At 64.3% G+C, this 18,119-nt stretch carries 16 protein-coding genes; 11 read left to right on the plus strand and 5 right to left on the minus strand.

The features are described from left to right. Positions 1–35: 35 nt before the first annotated feature. Positions 36–1,964, plus strand: coding sequence for an alkyl/aryl-sulfatase (locus ASG57_RS06920; RefSeq protein ID WP_024340163.1), 1,929 nt, complete (start codon positions 36–38; stop codon positions 1,962–1,964). A gap of 190 nt (positions 1,965–2,154) precedes the next feature. Here the strand turns inward: ASG57_RS06920 and ASG57_RS06925 are convergent, their stop codons facing one another. Continuing rightward, the gene (locus tag ASG57_RS06925; RefSeq protein ID WP_024340162.1) at positions 2,155–3,225 is read right to left on the minus strand and encodes a glycosyltransferase family 4 protein; all 1,071 of its coding nucleotides are present in this window, start codon (positions 3,223–3,225) and stop codon (positions 2,155–2,157) included. A gap of 278 nt (positions 3,226–3,503) precedes the next feature. Here ASG57_RS06925 and ASG57_RS06930 point away from each other — a divergent pair, with 278 nt between their 5' ends. The 4 genes from ASG57_RS06930 to ASG57_RS06945 are packed head-to-tail and all read left to right on the plus strand — an operon-like array spanning position 3,504 to position 9,383. After that, on the plus strand, positions 3,504–5,267 hold the full coding sequence (locus tag ASG57_RS06930) for an ABC transporter ATP-binding protein (RefSeq protein ID WP_024340161.1): 1,764 nt from the start codon (positions 3,504–3,506) through the stop codon (positions 5,265–5,267). Between the two features lie 57 nt (positions 5,268–5,324). Then, positions 5,325–7,529: an amylo-alpha-1,6-glucosidase gene (locus ASG57_RS06935; protein ID WP_024340160.1), complete on the plus strand. Its 2,205-nt coding sequence runs from the start codon at positions 5,325–5,327 to the stop codon at positions 7,527–7,529. 23 nt (positions 7,530–7,552) lie between these two features. After that, entirely contained in the window at positions 7,553–8,074 is a 522-nt protein-coding gene (locus tag ASG57_RS06940) for a PRC-barrel domain-containing protein (RefSeq protein WP_024340159.1), read from the plus strand. A gap of 22 nt (positions 8,075–8,096) precedes the next feature. Beyond that, the gene (locus tag ASG57_RS06945; protein WP_024340158.1) at positions 8,097–9,383 is read left to right on the plus strand and encodes an MFS transporter; all 1,287 of its coding nucleotides are present in this window, start codon (positions 8,097–8,099) and stop codon (positions 9,381–9,383) included. 63 nt (positions 9,384–9,446) lie between these two features. Here the strand turns inward: ASG57_RS06945 and ASG57_RS06950 are convergent, their stop codons facing one another. The 4 genes from ASG57_RS06950 to fixL form a co-directional block, all read right to left on the minus strand. Continuing rightward, the gene (locus ASG57_RS06950; protein ID WP_024340157.1) at positions 9,447–10,145 is read right to left on the minus strand and encodes a helix-turn-helix domain-containing protein; all 699 of its coding nucleotides are present in this window, start codon (positions 10,143–10,145) and stop codon (positions 9,447–9,449) included. 103 nt (positions 10,146–10,248) lie between these two features. After that, positions 10,249–10,665 (minus strand): response regulator transcription factor, encoded by a 417-nt coding sequence (locus ASG57_RS06955; RefSeq protein ID WP_024340156.1) that lies wholly within the window; start codon positions 10,663–10,665, stop codon positions 10,249–10,251. A 43-nt stretch (positions 10,666–10,708) separates the two neighbouring features. Then, the gene (gene fixJ / locus ASG57_RS06960) at positions 10,709–11,326 is read right to left on the minus strand and encodes a response regulator FixJ (protein WP_024340155.1); all 618 of its coding nucleotides are present in this window, start codon (positions 11,324–11,326) and stop codon (positions 10,709–10,711) included. Positions 11,327–11,329: 3 nt separating this feature from the next. After that, complete coding sequence (gene fixL / locus ASG57_RS06965) at positions 11,330–12,847, minus strand: sensor protein FixL (protein WP_024340154.1); 1,518 nt, start codon at positions 12,845–12,847, stop codon at positions 11,330–11,332. A gap of 215 nt (positions 12,848–13,062) precedes the next feature. On the opposite strand from fixL, the gene ASG57_RS06970 reads away from it, so the two are divergent. From ASG57_RS06970 to ccoP, 6 genes are all read left to right on the plus strand, one after another. Continuing rightward, positions 13,063–13,896, plus strand: coding sequence for a universal stress protein (locus tag ASG57_RS06970; protein ID WP_024340153.1), 834 nt, complete (start codon positions 13,063–13,065; stop codon positions 13,894–13,896). 38 nt (positions 13,897–13,934) lie between these two features. Continuing rightward, entirely contained in the window at positions 13,935–14,360 is a 426-nt protein-coding gene (locus ASG57_RS06975) for a CBS domain-containing protein (protein WP_024340152.1), read from the plus strand. Positions 14,361–14,564: 204 nt separating this feature from the next. After that, complete coding sequence (ccoN, locus tag ASG57_RS06980; RefSeq protein WP_024340151.1) at positions 14,565–16,214, plus strand: cytochrome-c oxidase, cbb3-type subunit I; 1,650 nt, start codon at positions 14,565–14,567, stop codon at positions 16,212–16,214. A gap of 10 nt (positions 16,215–16,224) precedes the next feature. After that, positions 16,225–16,959, plus strand: a complete 735-nt coding sequence (gene ccoO, locus ASG57_RS06985; RefSeq protein WP_024340150.1) for a cytochrome-c oxidase, cbb3-type subunit II — start codon at positions 16,225–16,227, stop codon at positions 16,957–16,959. A gap of 13 nt (positions 16,960–16,972) precedes the next feature. Next, entirely contained in the window at positions 16,973–17,137 is a 165-nt protein-coding gene (locus ASG57_RS06990; protein WP_024340149.1) for a cbb3-type cytochrome oxidase subunit 3, read from the plus strand. A 6-nt stretch (positions 17,138–17,143) separates the two neighbouring features. Next, positions 17,144–18,019, plus strand: a complete 876-nt coding sequence (ccoP, locus tag ASG57_RS06995) for a cytochrome-c oxidase, cbb3-type subunit III (RefSeq protein ID WP_024340148.1) — start codon at positions 17,144–17,146, stop codon at positions 18,017–18,019. Positions 18,020–18,119 lie beyond the last annotated feature (100 nt).

Below are 18,119 nucleotides of genomic sequence, written 5' to 3' on the forward strand. Positions count from 1 at the left end.
GGTTAGATGCCGTGCATCAGGCGGGGAGGAGCAACATGACGGAATCCAGCAGCGAGCCGAAGGACGCGTCGCCGTCTGTCATCGCGCAGCATGATGCGATGCTGAACGCACTGCCGTTTTCCGACACACGGGATTTCGACGATGCCGCGCGCGGCTTCCTCGGCACGATCGAGCATGCAACGATCACGACTCCGCAAGGGCGAACGGTCTGGAGCCTCAAGCCCTATGGCTTCCTGTCCGCCGAAGAGGCGCCGCCCACGGTCAATCCGAGCCTGTGGCGGCAGTCGCGGCTCAACATGCATCACGGCCTGTTCGAGGTCGTGCCCGGCGTCTACCAGGTGCGCGGGCTCGATATCGCCAACATGACGCTGATCGAGGGCGACAGCGGTGTCATCGTCGTCGACACCCTGACCTCGATCGAAGGCGCGCGCGCCGCGCTCGATCTCTATTTCAAGCACCGCGGCGGCCGGCCGGTCGCGGCGATCATCTTCACCCATACCCACGTGGACCATTGGGGCGGCGCGCGCGGCGTGCTGCAGGAGGATGCGCTCGCCACCGGCAGCGTGCCGATCATCGCGCCGAATCTGTTCATGGAGCACGCCGTCTCCGAGAACATCATCGCAGGGCCTGCGATGCTGCGCCGGGCGCAGTACCAGTTCGGACCTCTCCTTGCCAAGGGCGTGCGCGGGCAGGTCGATTGCGGCCTCGGCAAGTCGATGGCGGCTGGATCGGCCGGGCTGCTGCGCCCCACGGATCTGATCATGGCGACCGGCGACACGCGCGTGATCGACGGCGTCGCTTTCGAATTCCAGATGGCACCGAACAGCGAAGCGCCGGCGGAGATGCACTTCTGCGTGCCGCGTTACAAGTTGCTGAACCTCGCCGAGAATTGCACGCATAATTTCCACAATCTGCTGCCGTTCCGCGGCGCCGACGTGCGCGATGCCCTGGCCTGGTCGAAGTATCTGGGCGAGGCCCTGCAGCTCTGGGACGGCAAGGCGGAAGCGATGTGCGGCCAGCACCATTGGCCCGTGTGGGGGCGCGAGCGCATCGGAACGATGATCCGGCAGCAGCGCGACCTCTACAAGTTCGCTCATGACCAGACCATCCGCCTGATGAACCACGGCTTGAACGCCGCGGAAATTGCCGAGACGATCCAGCTGCCGAAGAGCCTGGAGGGTGCCTGGCACGGCCGCGGCTATTACGGCCACATCCGGCACAATGTGAAGGCCATCTACCAGAAATACCTCGGCTGGTACGACGCCAATCCGGTCAATCTCGATCCGCTCCCGCCGGTCGAGTCGGGCAGGAAGTATGTCGAATACATGGGTGGTGCGGACGCCATCCTGGCGCGGGCCCGGACGGATTTCGACAAGGGCGAGTTTCGCTTTGTCGCGCAAGCCCTCGGCCATCTCGTCTTCGCCGAGCCCGGCAATGCGGCGGCGCGCGCGCTCTTGGCTGATACCCTCGAGCAGCTCGGTTATGCCGCGGAGAGCGGTACTTGGCGAAATGCCTACCTCTTCGGCGCGCAGGAATTGCGCGAGGGCATGCCGAAAGTGCCGGCGCGTCCGCCCATGCCGCGCGAGACGCTGGCGGCGCTGCGCACTTCCCAGCTCTGGGATGTGCTCGCCATCCGGCTCAACGGGCCGAAGGCGGAAGGCAAGCACATCGTCTTGAACTGGAGCTTTTCCGACACCGGCGAGACGTTCGTGCTCAATCTGGAGAATTGTGCGCTCACTTACACCGAAGGTGTGCAGGCGGAGAATGCGGATGCCAGCTTCACGCTCGCGCGCGCAACGCTTGATGAGGTGGTCGCAAAGCTGACGAGCTTCCCGGAGGCGGTGGCTGCAGGCAAGGTCAAGCTCGCCGGCAACCCAATGAAGCTCGCTGAGCTGATGGGCCTGATGGATGAATTTCCAAGGATGTTCGAGATCGTCGAGCCAAAGCGGGCCGTGGTGATGTAGACCACCGCTTTCTCCCGCCGTCATTGCGAGGAGCCCTTGCGAGGAAGCAATCCAGGATCGTGCCGTGGAGAGAGTCTGGATTGCTTCGCCGCGCTCGCAACGACGTGTTGATTGACTGGGACGACACCCGCGCAGCTGCCGTCCCGGATCTGCGCTTCGCTTGTCCGGGACGACACCGTCCGATGGTTTACTATTCCGCGCTGCTCACCAGCTTGATCCGCGGCGTCTGTGCCTCGGTCAGGCTGCGGTAGGCCGCGAGATAGTCGAGCGCCATGCGGCGCGCGGTGAAGCGCGTCTCGAACTGCCTGCGGATCGCGGTGCGGTCGAGCTGCGGAAGCCGATTCACCACCCCCGCAGCGCTGATGACATCCTCGACGATGAAGCCGGTGAGACCCTCGTCGATGATCTCCGGCACCGAGCCGCGGTTGAAGGCCACCACCGGCGTTCCGCAGGCCATGGATTCGATCATGACGAGGCCGAACGGCTCCGGCCAATCGATCGGCAGCAGCAGGCCGAGCGCGCCGCTGAGGAAGTCCGACTTCTCGTGGTCGCTGATCTCGCCGATGAACTCCACCAGCGGATTGTTCTCGATCATCGGCCGGATCAGCTCGTCGTAATAGTCCTGGTCGGCACGATCGACCTTGGCCGCGATCTTCAGCGGAATGCCGCAATGGGTCGCGATCTTGATGGCGCGGTCGACGCCCTTCTCGGGAGCGATGCGGCCGAGCACGGCGAGATATTCCTGGCGAGCCGGCTTCGGCGTCAGCAGATTCTCCGGCAGGCCGTGATGGATCGTGGTCACCCAGTTCGCCTGCGGGACAGGGCGGCGCTGCGCATTGGAGATCGAGATGACGGGCATCTTGGAGAAGGTGTTGAAGACCGGCTGATGCTCCGGCAGATCCAGCCGGCCGTGCAGCGTGGTCACGAACGGGGTCGGCTGCCGGTGGAACAGCGACCATGGATAATAGTCGAGGTGGAAGTGGAGGAAGTCGAACTCCTCGTCGTCACATTTCTGCCGCACCCGCTCCAGCAGCACCATGTGCAGCGCATTGGGATCGCGCACGGAACCGTCGAGACGGAGCGCCTTCGGCCACAGCGCGTCCAGCTTTGCCGACGTTTGCGAATCGCCGCTGGCGAACAATGTCACGTCGTGTCCGAGGGCCACCAGCTCTTCCGTCAACCAATGCACCACCCGCTCGGTGCCGCCATACAGCTTGGGTGGAACAGCCTCCGTCAACGGAGCTACCTGCGCGATGCGCATCTCACCATCTCCTCTGCGATCATGAATGTTGAAGCCCCCGCCTGTACGGCACCGGCAATGCCAGACGGAGGAACGTTCCCGCACCTGCGAAGTTCCTTCCTCCGATCGTTACATGTTCGCCACGTCTGCAGGCCGTCTCGATGCTGCCACTTCATCTTCTCATATCGTCCGCATCCGCATGTCGTGATCGCCAAGCCTGGGAACCCAGGCGAAGAGATCGATGTTCAGTCGATCGGTAACAAACAAAACGAAAAGCCAGCCAACGGGGCGACAGTTATATGGATCAGCTTTCTGGATACGCGCGCAGGCCATTTGCCTTTGTCTTGCGCTATCTTCGGATGCGAATGGCATCGCATCTGGTGATCCTCACCGCGGTCGTCGGAGCCGTTGCCTGCTCCGTAGGTACCCAGTACGGGGTCAAATCCCTTGTCGACGCCTTGTCTGCCGGACCCTCGCAAGGGGGCGGTGTATGGCTCGCATTCATTCTGCTCATGTCGCTGATTGCCGCCGACAACTTCCTGTGGCGGATCGCGAGCTGGACGGCGAGCTTCACCTTCGTCAGGGTAACGGGCGATTTACGGCGTGACATATTTCGTCATCTGACCGGACACGCACCGAGTTATTTTTCGGACCGGATGCCGGGGATGCTGACGAGCCGCATCACCGCGACCTCGAACGCGGTGTTCACGGTCGAAAACATGTTCGTCTGGAATGTGTTGCCGCCGTGCATTGCCACAATTGCGGCAATCGCCTTGATCGGAACCGTAAGCCCTTATATGGCGCTCGGCCTGACCGTGATCGCCGGCGGCATGGTCATCGCGATGTTCCGCCTGGCCGCTGCCGGAAAGCCGCTGCATGACGACTTCGCCGACAAAGCGGCTGCGGTTGACGGCGAGATGATCGACGTCATCAGCAACATGCCGCTGGTCCGTGCCTTCTGCGGCATCGGCCACGAGCATGAGCGGTTCGATGCCACGGTCAACAGGGAGCTGACCGCGCGAAGCCGCAGCCTGCGTTACCTGGAAAAGCTGCGGCTGTTGCATGCAGCCATAACGGTGCTCTTGACCATCGCGCTGATGGCCTGGGCCATCACGCTCTGGCAGAAAGGCCAAGCGACGACGGGCGACGTCGTGCTGGTCTGCACGCTCGGCATCTCGATCCTGAGCGCCACGCGCGACCTCGCGGTTGCGCTGGTCGACGTCACCCAGCACGTGGCGCGGCTGACCGAGGCGATCGCCACGCTGCTGGTTCCGCACGAATTGCGCGACCACCCCGAGGCCGAGCCGCTGGTGAAGAGCGGCGCGGCCATCGCATTCAATAACGTCACGTTCGGCTATCCCGGCGCCGACAAGATCTTCGAGCGGTTCAGCCTGCGGCTGCAGCCTGGTCAGCGCGTCGGACTGGTCGGCCAGTCCGGCGGCGGCAAGTCGACGCTGTTCACGCTGCTCCAGCGCTTCTATGACGTCGACGAGGGTAACATCACCATCGATGGCCAGGACATCTCGAAGGTCACGCAGCTCAGTCTGCGCGAGGCGATTTCCGTGGTGCCGCAGGACATCTCGCTGTTCCACCGCTCGATCCGCGAGAACATCCGCTACGGCCGGCCGAATGCGACCGACGACGAGGTGTTGCGCGCGGCGATCGCTGCGCGCTGCGACTTCGTCGAGAGCCTGCCTGGAGGCCTCGACACCATGGTCGGCGACCGCGGCGTGAAGATGTCCGGCGGCCAGCGCCAGCGCATCGCCATCGCGCGCGCCTTCCTGAAGGACGCTCCGATCCTGCTGCTGGACGAGGCGACCGCCGCGCTCGACAGCGAATCCGAGGAGGCCATCCGCGAGGCGCTGTCGCGGTTGATGCGCGGCCGCACCGTGATCGCGATCGCGCATCGCCTCGCGACGCTGCGCAATTTCGACCGTGTGGTGGTGTTGAGACATGGTAAGATCATCGAGGACGGCTCGCCCGAGCGCCTGATGCAGGGACACGGGCCGTATCGTGAGCTGGTCACGCAGGAAATGAGCCGGCTCGCGCAAGCCGCCGCCTAAAGCACAGTCGCGTTCTCGAGTCGGTTGCGTTGCGATACAAGCGCAGGGGAGCAGCTCATGTCGGCCGAAACCGTAGCCCAGTTCGCCTCCGTGACGCGGACCTCGGAGCAGGTCGCGGAACAACCCTTCTACATTCCGATGACCGGACCGTCGGCGCGGCCGCGGCGTTCACTCAAGCATGACGATACTTTCATCGTGCTGGACAGTCATGGCGACATCGGCGCGTCCGCCGGCGGGCCGGACGGCCTGTTCCATCACGATACGCGCTACCTCGCGCGGCTCGAACTCGTGCTCGACGATCTCCAGCCGCTCCTGCTCGGCTCGAACCTGCGCGATGACAATTCGGCGCTGACCGTCGATCTGACCAATCCGGATATCTATCGGGAAGGCAGCCTCGTTCTACAAAAGGACCTGCTGCACATCGTGCGCACGATCTTCCTGTGGCGCGGCAGGGCCTATCAGCGCATTGGCGTGCAGAACCATGCCGAGCGGCGTACCAGCTTCAACCTGACGCTGCTGTTCGGCAACGACTTCGCCGATCTGTTCGAGGTCCGCGGCGAGCGGCGGCCGCGCCGCGGCATCGGAACGAGCCGGCTGGTCGGGCCGACCGACGTCCTGTTCGAATATCGCGGTCTCGACGATGCCGAGCGCACCACCGGGCTGCATTTCGATCCGCGTCCGACGCGGCTCTCGGCGGACGCAGCGACGTGGGAGCTCGACCTGGAGCCGCATCAGGCCAAGTCGCTGTTCGTGGCCGTGTCCTGCAACCGCCCGGGCACGGAAAGGCCGGTTCGTTTCTTTCCGGGTCTTCTGGCGCATCGCCGCGAGATGAGGCGGTCGACCATGGGCGCGGCCAGCATCGAGACCTCCAACAACATCTTCAACGAGGTGCTGTGCCAAGCCATGGCCGACCTCAACATGCTGATGACCGAGACGCCGCAGGGACGCTACCCCTATGCCGGCATTCCCTGGTACTCGACGACCTTCGGGCGCGACGGCCTGATCACCGCGCTCCAGATGCTCTGGGTCGATCCGCGCATCGCCAAGGGCGTCCTGCGCCGGCTCGCGCATTTCCAGGCAAAGGCGATCGATCCGCGCGCGGACGCCGCGCCCGGAAAGATCCTCCATGAGATGCGCGGCGGCGAGATGGCATCGCTCGGGGAGGTGCCGTTCGCGCATTATTACGGCAGCGTCGATTCGACCGCGCTGTTCGTGCTGCTCGCGGGAAGCTATTTCGAGCGCACCGGCGACGAGGCCACGTTGATCGAGCTGTGGCCAGCGATCGAGGCGGGATTAGCCTGGATCGACGGCGCTGGTGATCCTGACCAGGACGGTTTCGTCGAATACCAGCGCGCCACCGAGAAGGGTTTGGCCAACCAGGGCTGGAAGGATTCCTACGATGCGATCTTTCATGCCGACGGCCGGCTGGCGGAAGGCAACATCGCGCTCGCGGAAGTCCAAGGCTACGTCTTTGCTGCCAAGCAGCTCGCCGCGCGGTGCGCGCTGCGGCTCGGCAAGCCGGATCGCATGCGCAAGCTCGACACCGAAGCCAGGGAACTCGCCGAGCGGTTCGAGAAGGCGTTCTGGTGCGACGAGCTCGGCACCTATGCGCTGGCGCTCGACGGCGAGAAGCGGCCCTGCAAGGTCAGGACATCGAACGCCGGCCAGGTCCTGTTCAGCGGCATGGTCCGCGAGGACCGCGCCCGCCTCGTCGCTGCCGATCTGATGGGCCCGCATTTCTTCTCGGGCTGGGGCATCCGCACTGTCGCTCAAGGCGAGGTGCGCTACAATCCGATGTCCTATCACGACGGGTCGATCTGGCCGCACGACAATGCGCTGATCGCGCTTGGGCTCGCCCGCTACGGCCTCAAGCATTCGGTGGCGCTGGTCTTCAAGGGCCTGTTCGACGCGGCTACCTACATGGATCTGCGCCGGCTGCCGGAGCTGTTCTGCGGCTTCCGGCGCGAGAAGCGGCGTGGCCCGACGCTCTATCCGGTCGCCTGCGCGCCGCAGGCTTGGGCCAGCGCGACGCCTTTCACGCTGCTGGAAGCGGCGCTGGGCCTGGAATTTGACGTGGCTCGCCGCGAGATTCGTCTGCGTAATCCCCATCTGCCGGCATTCCTGAATGAGGTGATCCTGCGCGATCTGCGCCTGGGCGAGTCCAGCGTGGACCTGCGTGTCGGTCGTCATGGCGACGACGTGGCGCTGGAGGTGATGCGCACACGCGGCCATATCCAGGTCTCGATCGTGCTGGCGCGCTAGCGGCGCGTCGTGAGGAGAGTGTCATGCGTGCGATTGGAGCTTCGATCCTGGGCGCGGCGATGGTGATGGCCCTGGCCGCGGCGCCCTCGCGCGCCGCGGAGGATCCGCCCGCCGGCCGGAATGAGGCGGCTGTGCCGCCAGCGGCACAGCCGCCCGTCTCGACCGTTCCGGTGACGCCCAAGGATGCGGCGCCGCCGCCCTCGGTGACCATCATCGGCGCGAGCGAAGCCCACGGCGTGCTCGGCCGCGACGTTCGTAGCGCCGCCGGCGAGGACATGGGGCGCATCGTCGACGTCATCGTCGATCGCACCGGCCATGTCCGTGCCGCCGCGATCGATTTTGGCGGCTTTCTCGGCGTCGGCAGCCGCAAGATCGTGGTGGACTGGAATGCGCTGCGCTTCGGCAAGATCGCCAACAAGAAGGACAGCATCACGCTGGAACTGACCAAGGCGCAGGTCGCGGCCGCGCCGGAATACAAGGAGGACACGCCGATCGTCGTGCTCGGCGCGTCCGGCAGCCTTCAGCCGCTGCAAGCAATCCAGTGAGGTGCCGGAGGGCTGACCGCCTGTGCTGTTGTTGAGGAAGCCGAACCATGCGGATCGCGACCGCGGCGTCGAACAGGATCACGTTGCCGCGCCGCCGGCCGCAAGCCTTCCGGCGCCCTCGCGGCAGAGCCTGCGCGGGCTCGATTGGTTCATCTTCTTCCTCGCCGACGTGCAGACCGGATTCGGCCCCTTCATCGCGGTCTATCTGACGACGCAGAAATGGACCCAGATCGAAATCGGCCTCGTGTTGTCGATCGGCGGCATCGTCGCGTTGATCGGGCAGATGCCGGGCGGCGCGATCATCGACGCCGCGAAATCGGAGCGTCTGGTCGCCGCCCTCGCGATCATGACAATCGGCGCTTGTGCGCTGGCCTATGCCGCGATGCCGATCTTCCCCGTCGTGGTGGCCGCGGCTACCTTGCACGCGGCGGCCAGCTGCGTGCTCGGACCGGCGATCGCGGCGATCAGCCTCGGCCTCGTCGGCCCTTTTGCGATCGGCGAGCGGCTCGGCCGCAACGCGCGCTTCGCCTCGCTGGGCAGCGGCATCGCGGCGGCCGTGATGGGCACGGTCGGCTATCTGCTGTCGAGCCGGGCGGTCTTCCTCGTGACCTTCCTGCTCGTGATCCCGACCCTCATCGCGTTGTCGCGCATCCGCGAGAACGAGGTCGATATCAGGCGCTGTCACGGCGAGATGCCGCCGGAGGCCGCCGACCGCGCCGATACCAATATCTGGCACCTGATCCGGCAGCGCCCGCTCATCGTCTTTGCGGTCAGCGTAATGTTGCTGCAGCTCGCGAACGCCGCGATGATGCCCCTGATGGCGAGCGCGCTGACGGCGCGGTCGAGCCAATGGGCCACCGTGCTCGTCGCCGCCTGCATCATCGTGCCGCAGGCCATCGTGGCGCTGCTCTCACCGACGGTCGGGCGCCAGGCGCAGGTGTGGGGCCGGCGGCCCTTGCTCTTGATCGGATTCGGCGCGCTGGTGATCCGTGGCCTGCTGTTCGCGACGGTGCGCGATCCCTATCTCCTGGTGCTGGTGCAGGTGTTCGACGGCCTCACCGCGGCGGTATTCGCGGTGATGATTCCGCTGATCGTCGCCGACGTCGCTTTTGGCAGCGGTCACTTCAACCTGGCGCAGGGCATCGTCGGCACCGCAACGGGCATCGGCGCATCGCTGAGCACCGTGCTTGGCGGTTATGTCAGCGACAAGTTCGGCAACGCCACCGCGTTCATCGGGCTGTCCGGCGTCGCAGCGACGGGGCTCCTTCTCATCCTGCTGGTGATGCCGGAAACCCGGCGCACGGCATGATCGCGGCAAGAGAAAAGCCGGCCGAAACGAATTCGGCCGGCCAAGTCACGGGGGAGAAACCGATCAGGCGTCGAGATTGTGCAGGCGCTGGCGGTTGCGCAGCACGATCTGGCGAGCGCCGGAGAAACCGAGAATGCCCTGGGCGTGAAGCTGCGACAGCGCGCGCGACACGGTTTCGAGCGTGAGGCCGAGATAGTCGCCGATGTCGCGACGGCACATCGGCAGCGCCATCATGCCGGCGACGGCGAGGCGGCGGTCCATTTCGAGCAGGAAGGTCGCAACGCGCTCCATCGCGGTCTTGCGGCCCAGCAGCAGCATGTGGTCCTCGGCATGGCGAAGCTCGGAGGCGGTCATCGCCCAGAGCTTGCGGGCGACCTGCACGTCGGTGCCGGCGGCCTTTTCGAGGCTCGCACGCTTCACCAGACGCACGGTGGTGTCGATGATGGCTTCGGCGGCCAGGCGATGCGTGGCGCCGGATTCGAGGCCGAACACGTCGCCGGGGAGGTGGAAGGCTCCGATCTGACGGCGACCGTCGGAAAGAAGCTTGTAGCTGCGCACCGCGCCGGTGACGACCTGGTAGACATACTCGGCCGCTTCGTCCTCGCCATAGATCTCCTCGTCCTTGCCGTAGGAGAACTCGGTGGCGACCAGGCCGACATGGCCCGTGATCGCGCCGAACTGGTCGGTAACGGGATTGGCAGGAGCAATCTTGCCACCGATTTGGGTGTTGCTTGCCTGGGTCTTGATTGTCTGGGTCAGCATCTGCGCCATCTCCGGTGTGATGGCGCTTTCCTACGTGGTATCGGGTGCTTCGAAAATTTCGCGAGATATCTTAAGGGGGTTGCCTTACGTAGAACCCCGTAGGTCAGGCGCTGGGGCGATCCTTGATGGCGTGGCGGATGCATTTGACCAGGTTTTCGTCGAGAAGCGGCTTCAAGACCACGTCTTTGATTCCCGCCGTGGCGGCCCGGGCCGAGATGTTCTCGTCGGGATAGCCCGTGATCAGGATTACAGGGGCGTCCCGGTCGGACTTGCGCAAGCGGCCGGTCAGCTCGATGCCATTGATATCGGGCATCTTGTAGTCGATGACATAGCAGTCCGGCCCGGGAGCACCGCTGACATTGAGCAGGGCCGTGCCGCTCCTGAAGGTCCGCACGGCAAAGCCGTCGGTCTCCAGCAGAAACCGCAGGGATCCCAGGACGGCGGCATCATCGTCGACCACAAAGACAGTGGGTTGTGGGGAGGACGACGGCCGCGCACAAAGCGAGCTGACCTCAATCATGCTGACTGGTTAGCACGCCGCCGGCAAGGCACCTTGACTTGCCTCAATCCTTGAGCATGCCGGCGCGCATCGCCAGCCGAACCAGCTCGGAGAGGCTGTTGGCCTGCATCTTGGTCATGACGTTGGCCCGGTAGACCTCGATGGTGCGCGGGCTGATGTCGTATTCGCGGGCGATCAGCTTGTTGGAGAGGCCCGCGATCAGACCTTCCATGACCTGGCGCTCCCTGGGGCTCAGGGACGCGACGCGGGCGGCGATGTCCTGCGCGACGGCCTCGTTCTTGGCGGCGGGCTCGGCCTGGCGGATAGCCGAATCGATCATGGCGGTGAGCCGGTCGTCATCGAACGGTTTCTCCAGGAAATCGACCGCGCCGAGCTTCATCGCCTCGACCGCGAGCGGCACGTCGCCATGACCGGTCATGATCACGATCGGGAACGGGCTTTGCTGCGCCTTCATCCGCTTCAGCAGCTCGATCCCGTCGAGACCGGGCATGCGCACGTCGGAGACGACGCAGCCGAAATCGAGGCCGGGCAGGGCTTCGAGAAAGGCGAGCGCATCATCGAACAGGGTGACGGCGAAGCCGGCGGAGTCCAGCAGGAAGTTCAGCGAATCCCGCATCGCTGCGTCGTCGTCGATGACGTAGACATTTCCCTTGGTTGTCATGAATCAGCTCTCGTCGGTTGCCGGCAAGGTGAAGCGGAATGTCGCTCCGCCAGCCGCATTGCTCTCGGCCCACATGCGACCGCCGTGAGCCTCGATGATCGAGCGGCTGATGGACAGCCCCACGCCCATGCCGGTGTCTTTGGTGGTGAAGAAGGTCTGGAACAGGTTTGGAATGACGTCTTCCCGGAAGCCGATGCCGGTGTCGGAGACCTCCACCTCGATCATGCCGTCGCCGACCCGGGTGTTGGCGACGATGAGCTCGCGCCGCGGAGACTGCGCCATTGCCTCGAGCGCGTTGCGGAACAGATTGACGAGCACCTGCTGAATCTGCACCCGGTCGGCAAGCACGAGATCGGCGTCGGGATCGAGGCTGAAGCGGAGCTGCACGTTCTGCTCGCGAGCGCCGGCGAGCCCGAGCGCGCCAGCTTCCTCGATCAGCTTGGACAGGCTCTCGACCCGCTTCTCCGATTCGCCGCGGGAGACAAAGTCGCGCAGGCGGCGGATGATCTGACCGGCGCGCTGTGCCTGCTCCGCCGCTCGGTCCAGCGCGCTTTCGATCTTCGGCGTGTTGGGATCGCTGCTGCCGGCGAGGAGGCGCCGCGATCCCTTCATGTAGTTGCTGATCGCAGCCAGCGGCTGGTTGAGCTCGTGGGCGAGCGCGGAGGCCATTTCGCCCATTGCGGTCAACCGCGACACGTGCACGAGCTCGGATTGCAGTTCCTGGAGCCGCGCCTGCGTCTGCTGGTGCTCGGTGAGGTCGCGCACGAAGCCGGTGAAATAGGGCTCGCCGGCGCGCTGCGTCTGCCCCACCGACAGGTGCATCGGGAAAGTCGTGCCGTCGCGGCGTTTGCCCGTGACAATCCGGCCGATGCCGATGATGTGCGGATCATTCGTCCTGAGATATCGGTCGAGATAGCTGTCATGACGCGACTGATCGGGCTCCGGCATCAGAATGCTCACGTTCCGACCAATGGCTTCCTGCCTGCTGTAGCCGAACAGCCGCTCCGCGGCGCTGCTGAAGAGCTGCATGATGCCGCGTGAATCGATGACGATCATGGCATCGGGCACCGTCTCGAGAATCGAGCGGAGATGGTTCTCCTGGGAGCGCAGGGCCTCCTCGAGCTCCTTTTCCTCGTTGATGTCGAGGAAGATTCCGGTGAGATGACGTGGCGTGCCCGAACTGTCCCGGATCACTCCGGCCCTGGCCCGAATCCATTGGCCGTTCCCGGATCCGCCGGCGACCTTGAAGGAGAGGTCAAGCTCACCGCCGCCTTCCGAGGTGCGCCCGATCGCCTTCAGGAGATGGTCCCGATCGCCCGGCTCCAGCAACGACAGGAAGAGATCATAGTTGACGGCCTGATCCCGCCCGAGGCCAAACAGCCGCTTGGCGACTTCCGACCATTCAAGTTCGCGCGTCTGGAGATTGAGATCCCAGGTGCCCACCCCGAATCCCTCGATGCGGCCCCGGAAATGCTCGCCCCGACCATCCTCTGCCGTATCGGTTAAGCGGGTCGGCGCCAAGTCATGCTCCTATCCTGGGCGGGCAGGCAGGATGCCTTTACCACTACCGCAATTTCGCGCAAGGCTCGCTCGGAGGCAAGCGGACGTTGAATTCACTGGCGGATTTCCCACTGGACGGCGTTTGACCTAGATGCGCGTGTTTTGATCTATCTCAGCCTGCTGCGCAGCAGCAGGTTTAGGATTAAAGAAAATTTGGTGATGCTGGAGATTCTCCGATGACATACGCGACCGTCATGGTCAGCTTGGCGCTGGATCAGTCCAACGAGGCGCGTCTTCAGGTCGCGGGGGAACTCGCCGAACGATTCGAGGCCGCCATTATCGGCGTCGCCGCGGCGCAGTTCGCGCCGCCGCTCTATTTCGCCGATGGCGCCGAGGCACAAGGGCTGATCGACGAAGGCGAGGCTTCGGTCAAGCGGCGGCTGGCCAGCCTGGAAGCACAGTTCCGTGCGGCCGTGAAGAACCGGGGAGGGCATGTGGAGTGGCGCAGCGCCCTGGATTTTCCGGCGCGATTCGTCCTGGCCCAGGCGCGTTGCGCCGACATCATCGTCAGCGGGGGGCAGAGCCCCGCCTTTTCCGATGCTTTCTCGCTCGTGAGCCCCAAGGATCTGGTGATGCAGGCCGGCCGCCCGCTTCTCGTCGTTCCCGACCGGACCAATTGGCTCGACCTCCGCAACGTGCTGGTGGCGTGGAAGGACACGCCGGAGGCGCGGCGGGCGGTGACCAGCGCGCTGCCGATGCTGCGCAAAGCGAGGGACGTCACCATCCTTGAGATTCCAGAGCAGGGCGACGACCGCTCGGCCGTGATGGCCGGCGTCACCGACGTTGCCGCCTGGCTCGGCCGTCACGGCGTTACCGCGACCGCGCGCGTCTCGGAGGCCGCAGGACGCGAAGCGCCCGCGGCGCAGCTGGAGAGAGTCGCCGGCGACGTCGGCGCCGGCCTGATCGTCGCGGGCGCGTATGGTCATTCGAGATTCCGTGAGCTGATCCTGGGAGGCGTCACCCAGCATCTGGTCACGCAAACCGCCCGCAACGTGCTGTTGTCGCACTGAGCACCGGCCGGTCAGTATCGAATCGAGGAGGACGCGCCGTGTATAAATTTCTTGAACAGACCGTCGACGGCTTCATGACGCGCAACGTCAAGACGGTGCAGCGCAGCCTCGACTTATTCCATCTCAGCGAGATGTTCGAGACCGACGATTTCAACTCCTATCCGGTCGAAGACGACGGGCAAGTGGTTGGCATCGTCACCAAATTCGACATCCTGAAATGCTTCGCCTTCACGCCGAGCCAGATGTTGCCGCGCTACGATGACCTGATGAGCCGCAAGATCGGTGACGTCATGACGCCCGAGTTCATCTATGTCAGCCCCGATACGCGGCTGACGCGTGTGCTCCAGATCATGGTCGAGCACCGTATCCGGAGCATCATCGTGCTCGACAGTGCACAGAAGCTGGTCGGCATCATTGCCCGCGAGGATGTCATCGCGGCGCTGAAGGCGAGCGCCGGCGACTGACAGCGCTCGACCCGGCAATTCGGGCTCCGTGATATTACGGAAGCGGCCGGTGTTGCGGCGTCCGATGCCGGCCGCAAGCGATTGATCTCGCGTCCAATCCGCGGCTGCTCCACACGAACAGAAATCCATCCATCTTGATTTCAATCAATTCCCCGCGAGGGTGAATGTGGTTTCTGGCCCTGTGTTCTTTCAGAGAGAATCCGCATGAGCCAGCCCTCCATTTCAAAATCAATGACCATCGGTGAAAGCGGCTTGGCTGTCGTATTCGCAGTCACCGCTTTCTTTTGCGTCATCGCCTCGGCCAAGGCGCTCGATGCGCCCTTCGCCTTCCACGCCGCGCTCAGCGCGGCGGCGAGCGTGGCTGCGGTGTTCGTCATCGTCAACCGCTACTTCGAGCGGCCGGCGGCGTTGCCGCCCCAGGAAATCAACGGCCGCCCGAACTACAACATGGGGCCGATCAAGTTCTCCGCCTTCATGGCCGTGTTCTGGGGCATTGCCGGCTTCCTCGTCGGCCTCATCATTGCTTCGCAGCTGGCTTGGCCCGCGTTGAACTTCGACCTGCCCTGGACCAGCTTCGGCCGCCTGCGGCCGCTGCACACCTCCGCCGTGATCTTCGCTTTCGGCGGCAACGTGCTGATCGCGACGTCCTTCTACGTGGTGCAGAAGTCCTGCCGCGCACGCTTGGCCGGCGACCTCGCGCCGTGGTTCGTGGTGGTGGGCTACAATTTCTTCATTCTGATCGCCGGCACGGGCTATCTGCTCGGCGTCACCCAGTCGAAGGAATATGCCGAGCCGGAATGGTACGCCGACCTGTGGCTCACCATCGTCTGGGTCGTCTATCTGCTCGTCTTCCTTGCCACCATCTTCAAGCGCAAGGAGCCGCACATCTTCGTCGCGAACTGGTTCTATCTCGCCTTCATCGTGACGATCGCGGTCCTGCATCTCGGCAACAATCCGGCGCTCCCCGTCTCGGTGTTCGGCTCGAAGTCCTACGTCGCCTGGGGCGGCATCCAGGACGCCATGTTCCAGTGGTGGTACGGCCATAACGCGGTCGGCTTCTTCCTGACAGCGGGCTTCCTCGCCATCATGTATTACTTCGTGCCGAAGCGCGCAGAGCGGCCGATCTATTCCTATCGGCTCTCGATCGTGCACTTCTGGGCGCTGATCTTCCTCTACATCTGGGCCGGCCCGCACCATCTGCACTACACGGCGCTGCCGGACTGGACGCAGACGCTGGGGATGACCTTCTCCATCATGCTGTGGATGCCCTCATGGGGCGGCATGATCAACGGCCTGATGACCCTGTCGGGTGCCTGGGACAAGCTGCGCACCGATCCCGTGCTGCGGATGCTCGTGGTCTCCGTCGCCTTCTACGGCATGTCGACCTTCGAAGGCCCGATGATGTCGATCAAGGTGGTCAACTCGCTCAGTCACTACACCGACTGGACCATCGGCCACGTGCATTCCGGCGCGCTCGGCTGGGTCGGCTTCGTCTCCTTCGGCGCGCTCTACTGCCTGGTGCCGTGGGCCTGGAACCGCAAGGGACTCTACAGCCTCAAGCTCGTCAACTGGCACTTCTGGGTCGCCACGCTCGGCATCGTCCTCTACATCTCGGCGATGTGGGTGTCCGGCATCCTGCAGGGCCTGATGTGGCGCGCCTACACCTCGCTCGGCTTCCTCGAATATTCCTTCATCGAAACCGTCGAGGCGATGCATCCCTTCTACATCATCCGCGCCGCCGGCGGCGGCCTGTTCCTGATCGGCTCGCTGATCATGGCCTATAATCTCTGGATGACCGTTCGCGTCGGCGAGGCGGAAGTCCAGATGCCCGTCGCTCTTCAGCCGGCGGAGTGAGGAGCAAACAATGTCATTCTGGACACGCCACCAAGTCTTCGAAAAGAACTCGATCATCCTCGTCGTCGGCATCCTGCTGGTGGTCGCGATCGGCGGTCTCGTCGAGATCACCCCGCTGTTCTACCTCAAGAGCACGATCGAGAAGGTCGACGGGGTCAGGCCCTACACGCCGCTCGAGCTCGCGGGCCGCAACATCTACGTCCGCGAGGGCTGCTATCTCTGCCATTCGCAGATGGTGCGGCCGCTGCGTGACGAGGTCGAACGCTACGGTCACTTCTCGCTCGCCGCCGAGAGCATGTATGATCATCCGTTCCAGTGGGGCTCCAAGCGTACCGGACCTGATCTTGCCCGCGTCGGCGCCAAGTATTCCGACGACTGGCACGTCACCCATCTGACCAACCCGCGTGCGATCGTGCCGCAGTCGGTCATGCCAGGCTATCCGTTCCTCAGCAAGACCGAGGTCGACCCGGATGCGATCGCCGGCGACATGCGCGCGCTGAAGACCGTCGGGGTCCCCTATAGCGACGAGCAGATCGCCAATGCCGCGGCCGACCTGAAAGCCCAGGCCGATCCGGACAATGCCGGCTCCGACGCCTTCACGAAGCGCTACGCCAAGGCCGTCGTGCGCAACTTCGACGGCAAGACCGGCACGCCGACCGAGATGGACGCGCTCGTTGCGTACTTGCAGATGCTCGGCACGCTGGTCGACTTCAAGATCTACAATGAGAAAGCCAATCTTCGCTGAGAAGGCATGAACGATGAAAGCCATCCTGACAGTCCACAATCTAGCGTCCGATCTCGTGGCGACGATCTGGACACCGGTGTTCGTCGCGATCTTTCTCGCGATCATCGCCTACGCATTTTGGCCCCGTAACAAGGCTGCGTTCGACAAAGCAGCGCACCTGCCCTTGCGGGAGGAGTGAGAAACCATGACCGATCATTCTAGCGACATCGATTCCCTCTCCGGGAAGTCCACGACCGGACACGAGTGGGACGGCATCAAGGAGCTCAACACGCCGCTCCCACGGTGGTGGGTGATCACCTTCTACCTCACCATCCTCTGGTCGATCGGCTACTGGATCGTCTATCCGGCCTGGCCGCTGATCTCCAGCAACACCATAGGCGTGTTCGGCTACTCCTCGCGCGCCGACGTTGCGGTCGAACTCGCCAACCTCGAGAAGATCCGCGGTGACAAGATGGCGGCGCTGGGCACGGCCTCGCTCGCCGACATCGAGAAGGACCCGGCTCTGCTGGCGCTTGCGCGCGCCAAGGGCAAGACCGTGTTCGGCGACAATTGCGCGCCTTGCCACGGCACGGGTGCGACGGGATCCAAGGGCTATCCCAACCTGAACGATGACGAATGGCTGTGGGGCGGCTCGCTCGACCAGATCATGCAGACGATCCAGTTCGGCGTGCGGTCGGGCCATGCCAAGAGCCATGAGGGCCAGATGCTCGCCTTCGGCAAGGACGGCGTGCTGAAGCCGGACGAGATCGTCACCGTCGCCAACTACGTCCGATCGCTGTCGGGCCTTTCCACCCGCAACGGCTACGACGCCGCCAAGGGCGAGAAGATCTTTGCCGAGAATTGCGCCGCCTGCCACGGCGATGCCGGCAAGGGCAACCCGGAGCTGGGTGCCCCGAACCTGACCGACAAGATCTGGCTCTACGGCTCCGACGAGGCGAGCCTGGTCGAGACCATCAGCCAAGGCCGCGCCGGCGTGATGCCGGCCTGGGAAGGCCGGCTCGATCCCGCCACCATCAAGGCGATGGCGGTCTACGTCCATTCGCTCGGCGGCGGCAAGTAGCCGATCGACGATCGACGACCTGCGGCGGGGGCGAAGAAAAGCGCCCCCGTTTGCGTTGGATCAAGGGAGATTCCGGCGCCAGGTCTAGGTTCAATCGCAC

The organism is Bradyrhizobium sp. Leaf396, assembly GCF_001424605.1.
GTDB lineage: Bacteria > Pseudomonadota > Alphaproteobacteria > Rhizobiales > Xanthobacteraceae > Bradyrhizobium > Bradyrhizobium japonicum_C.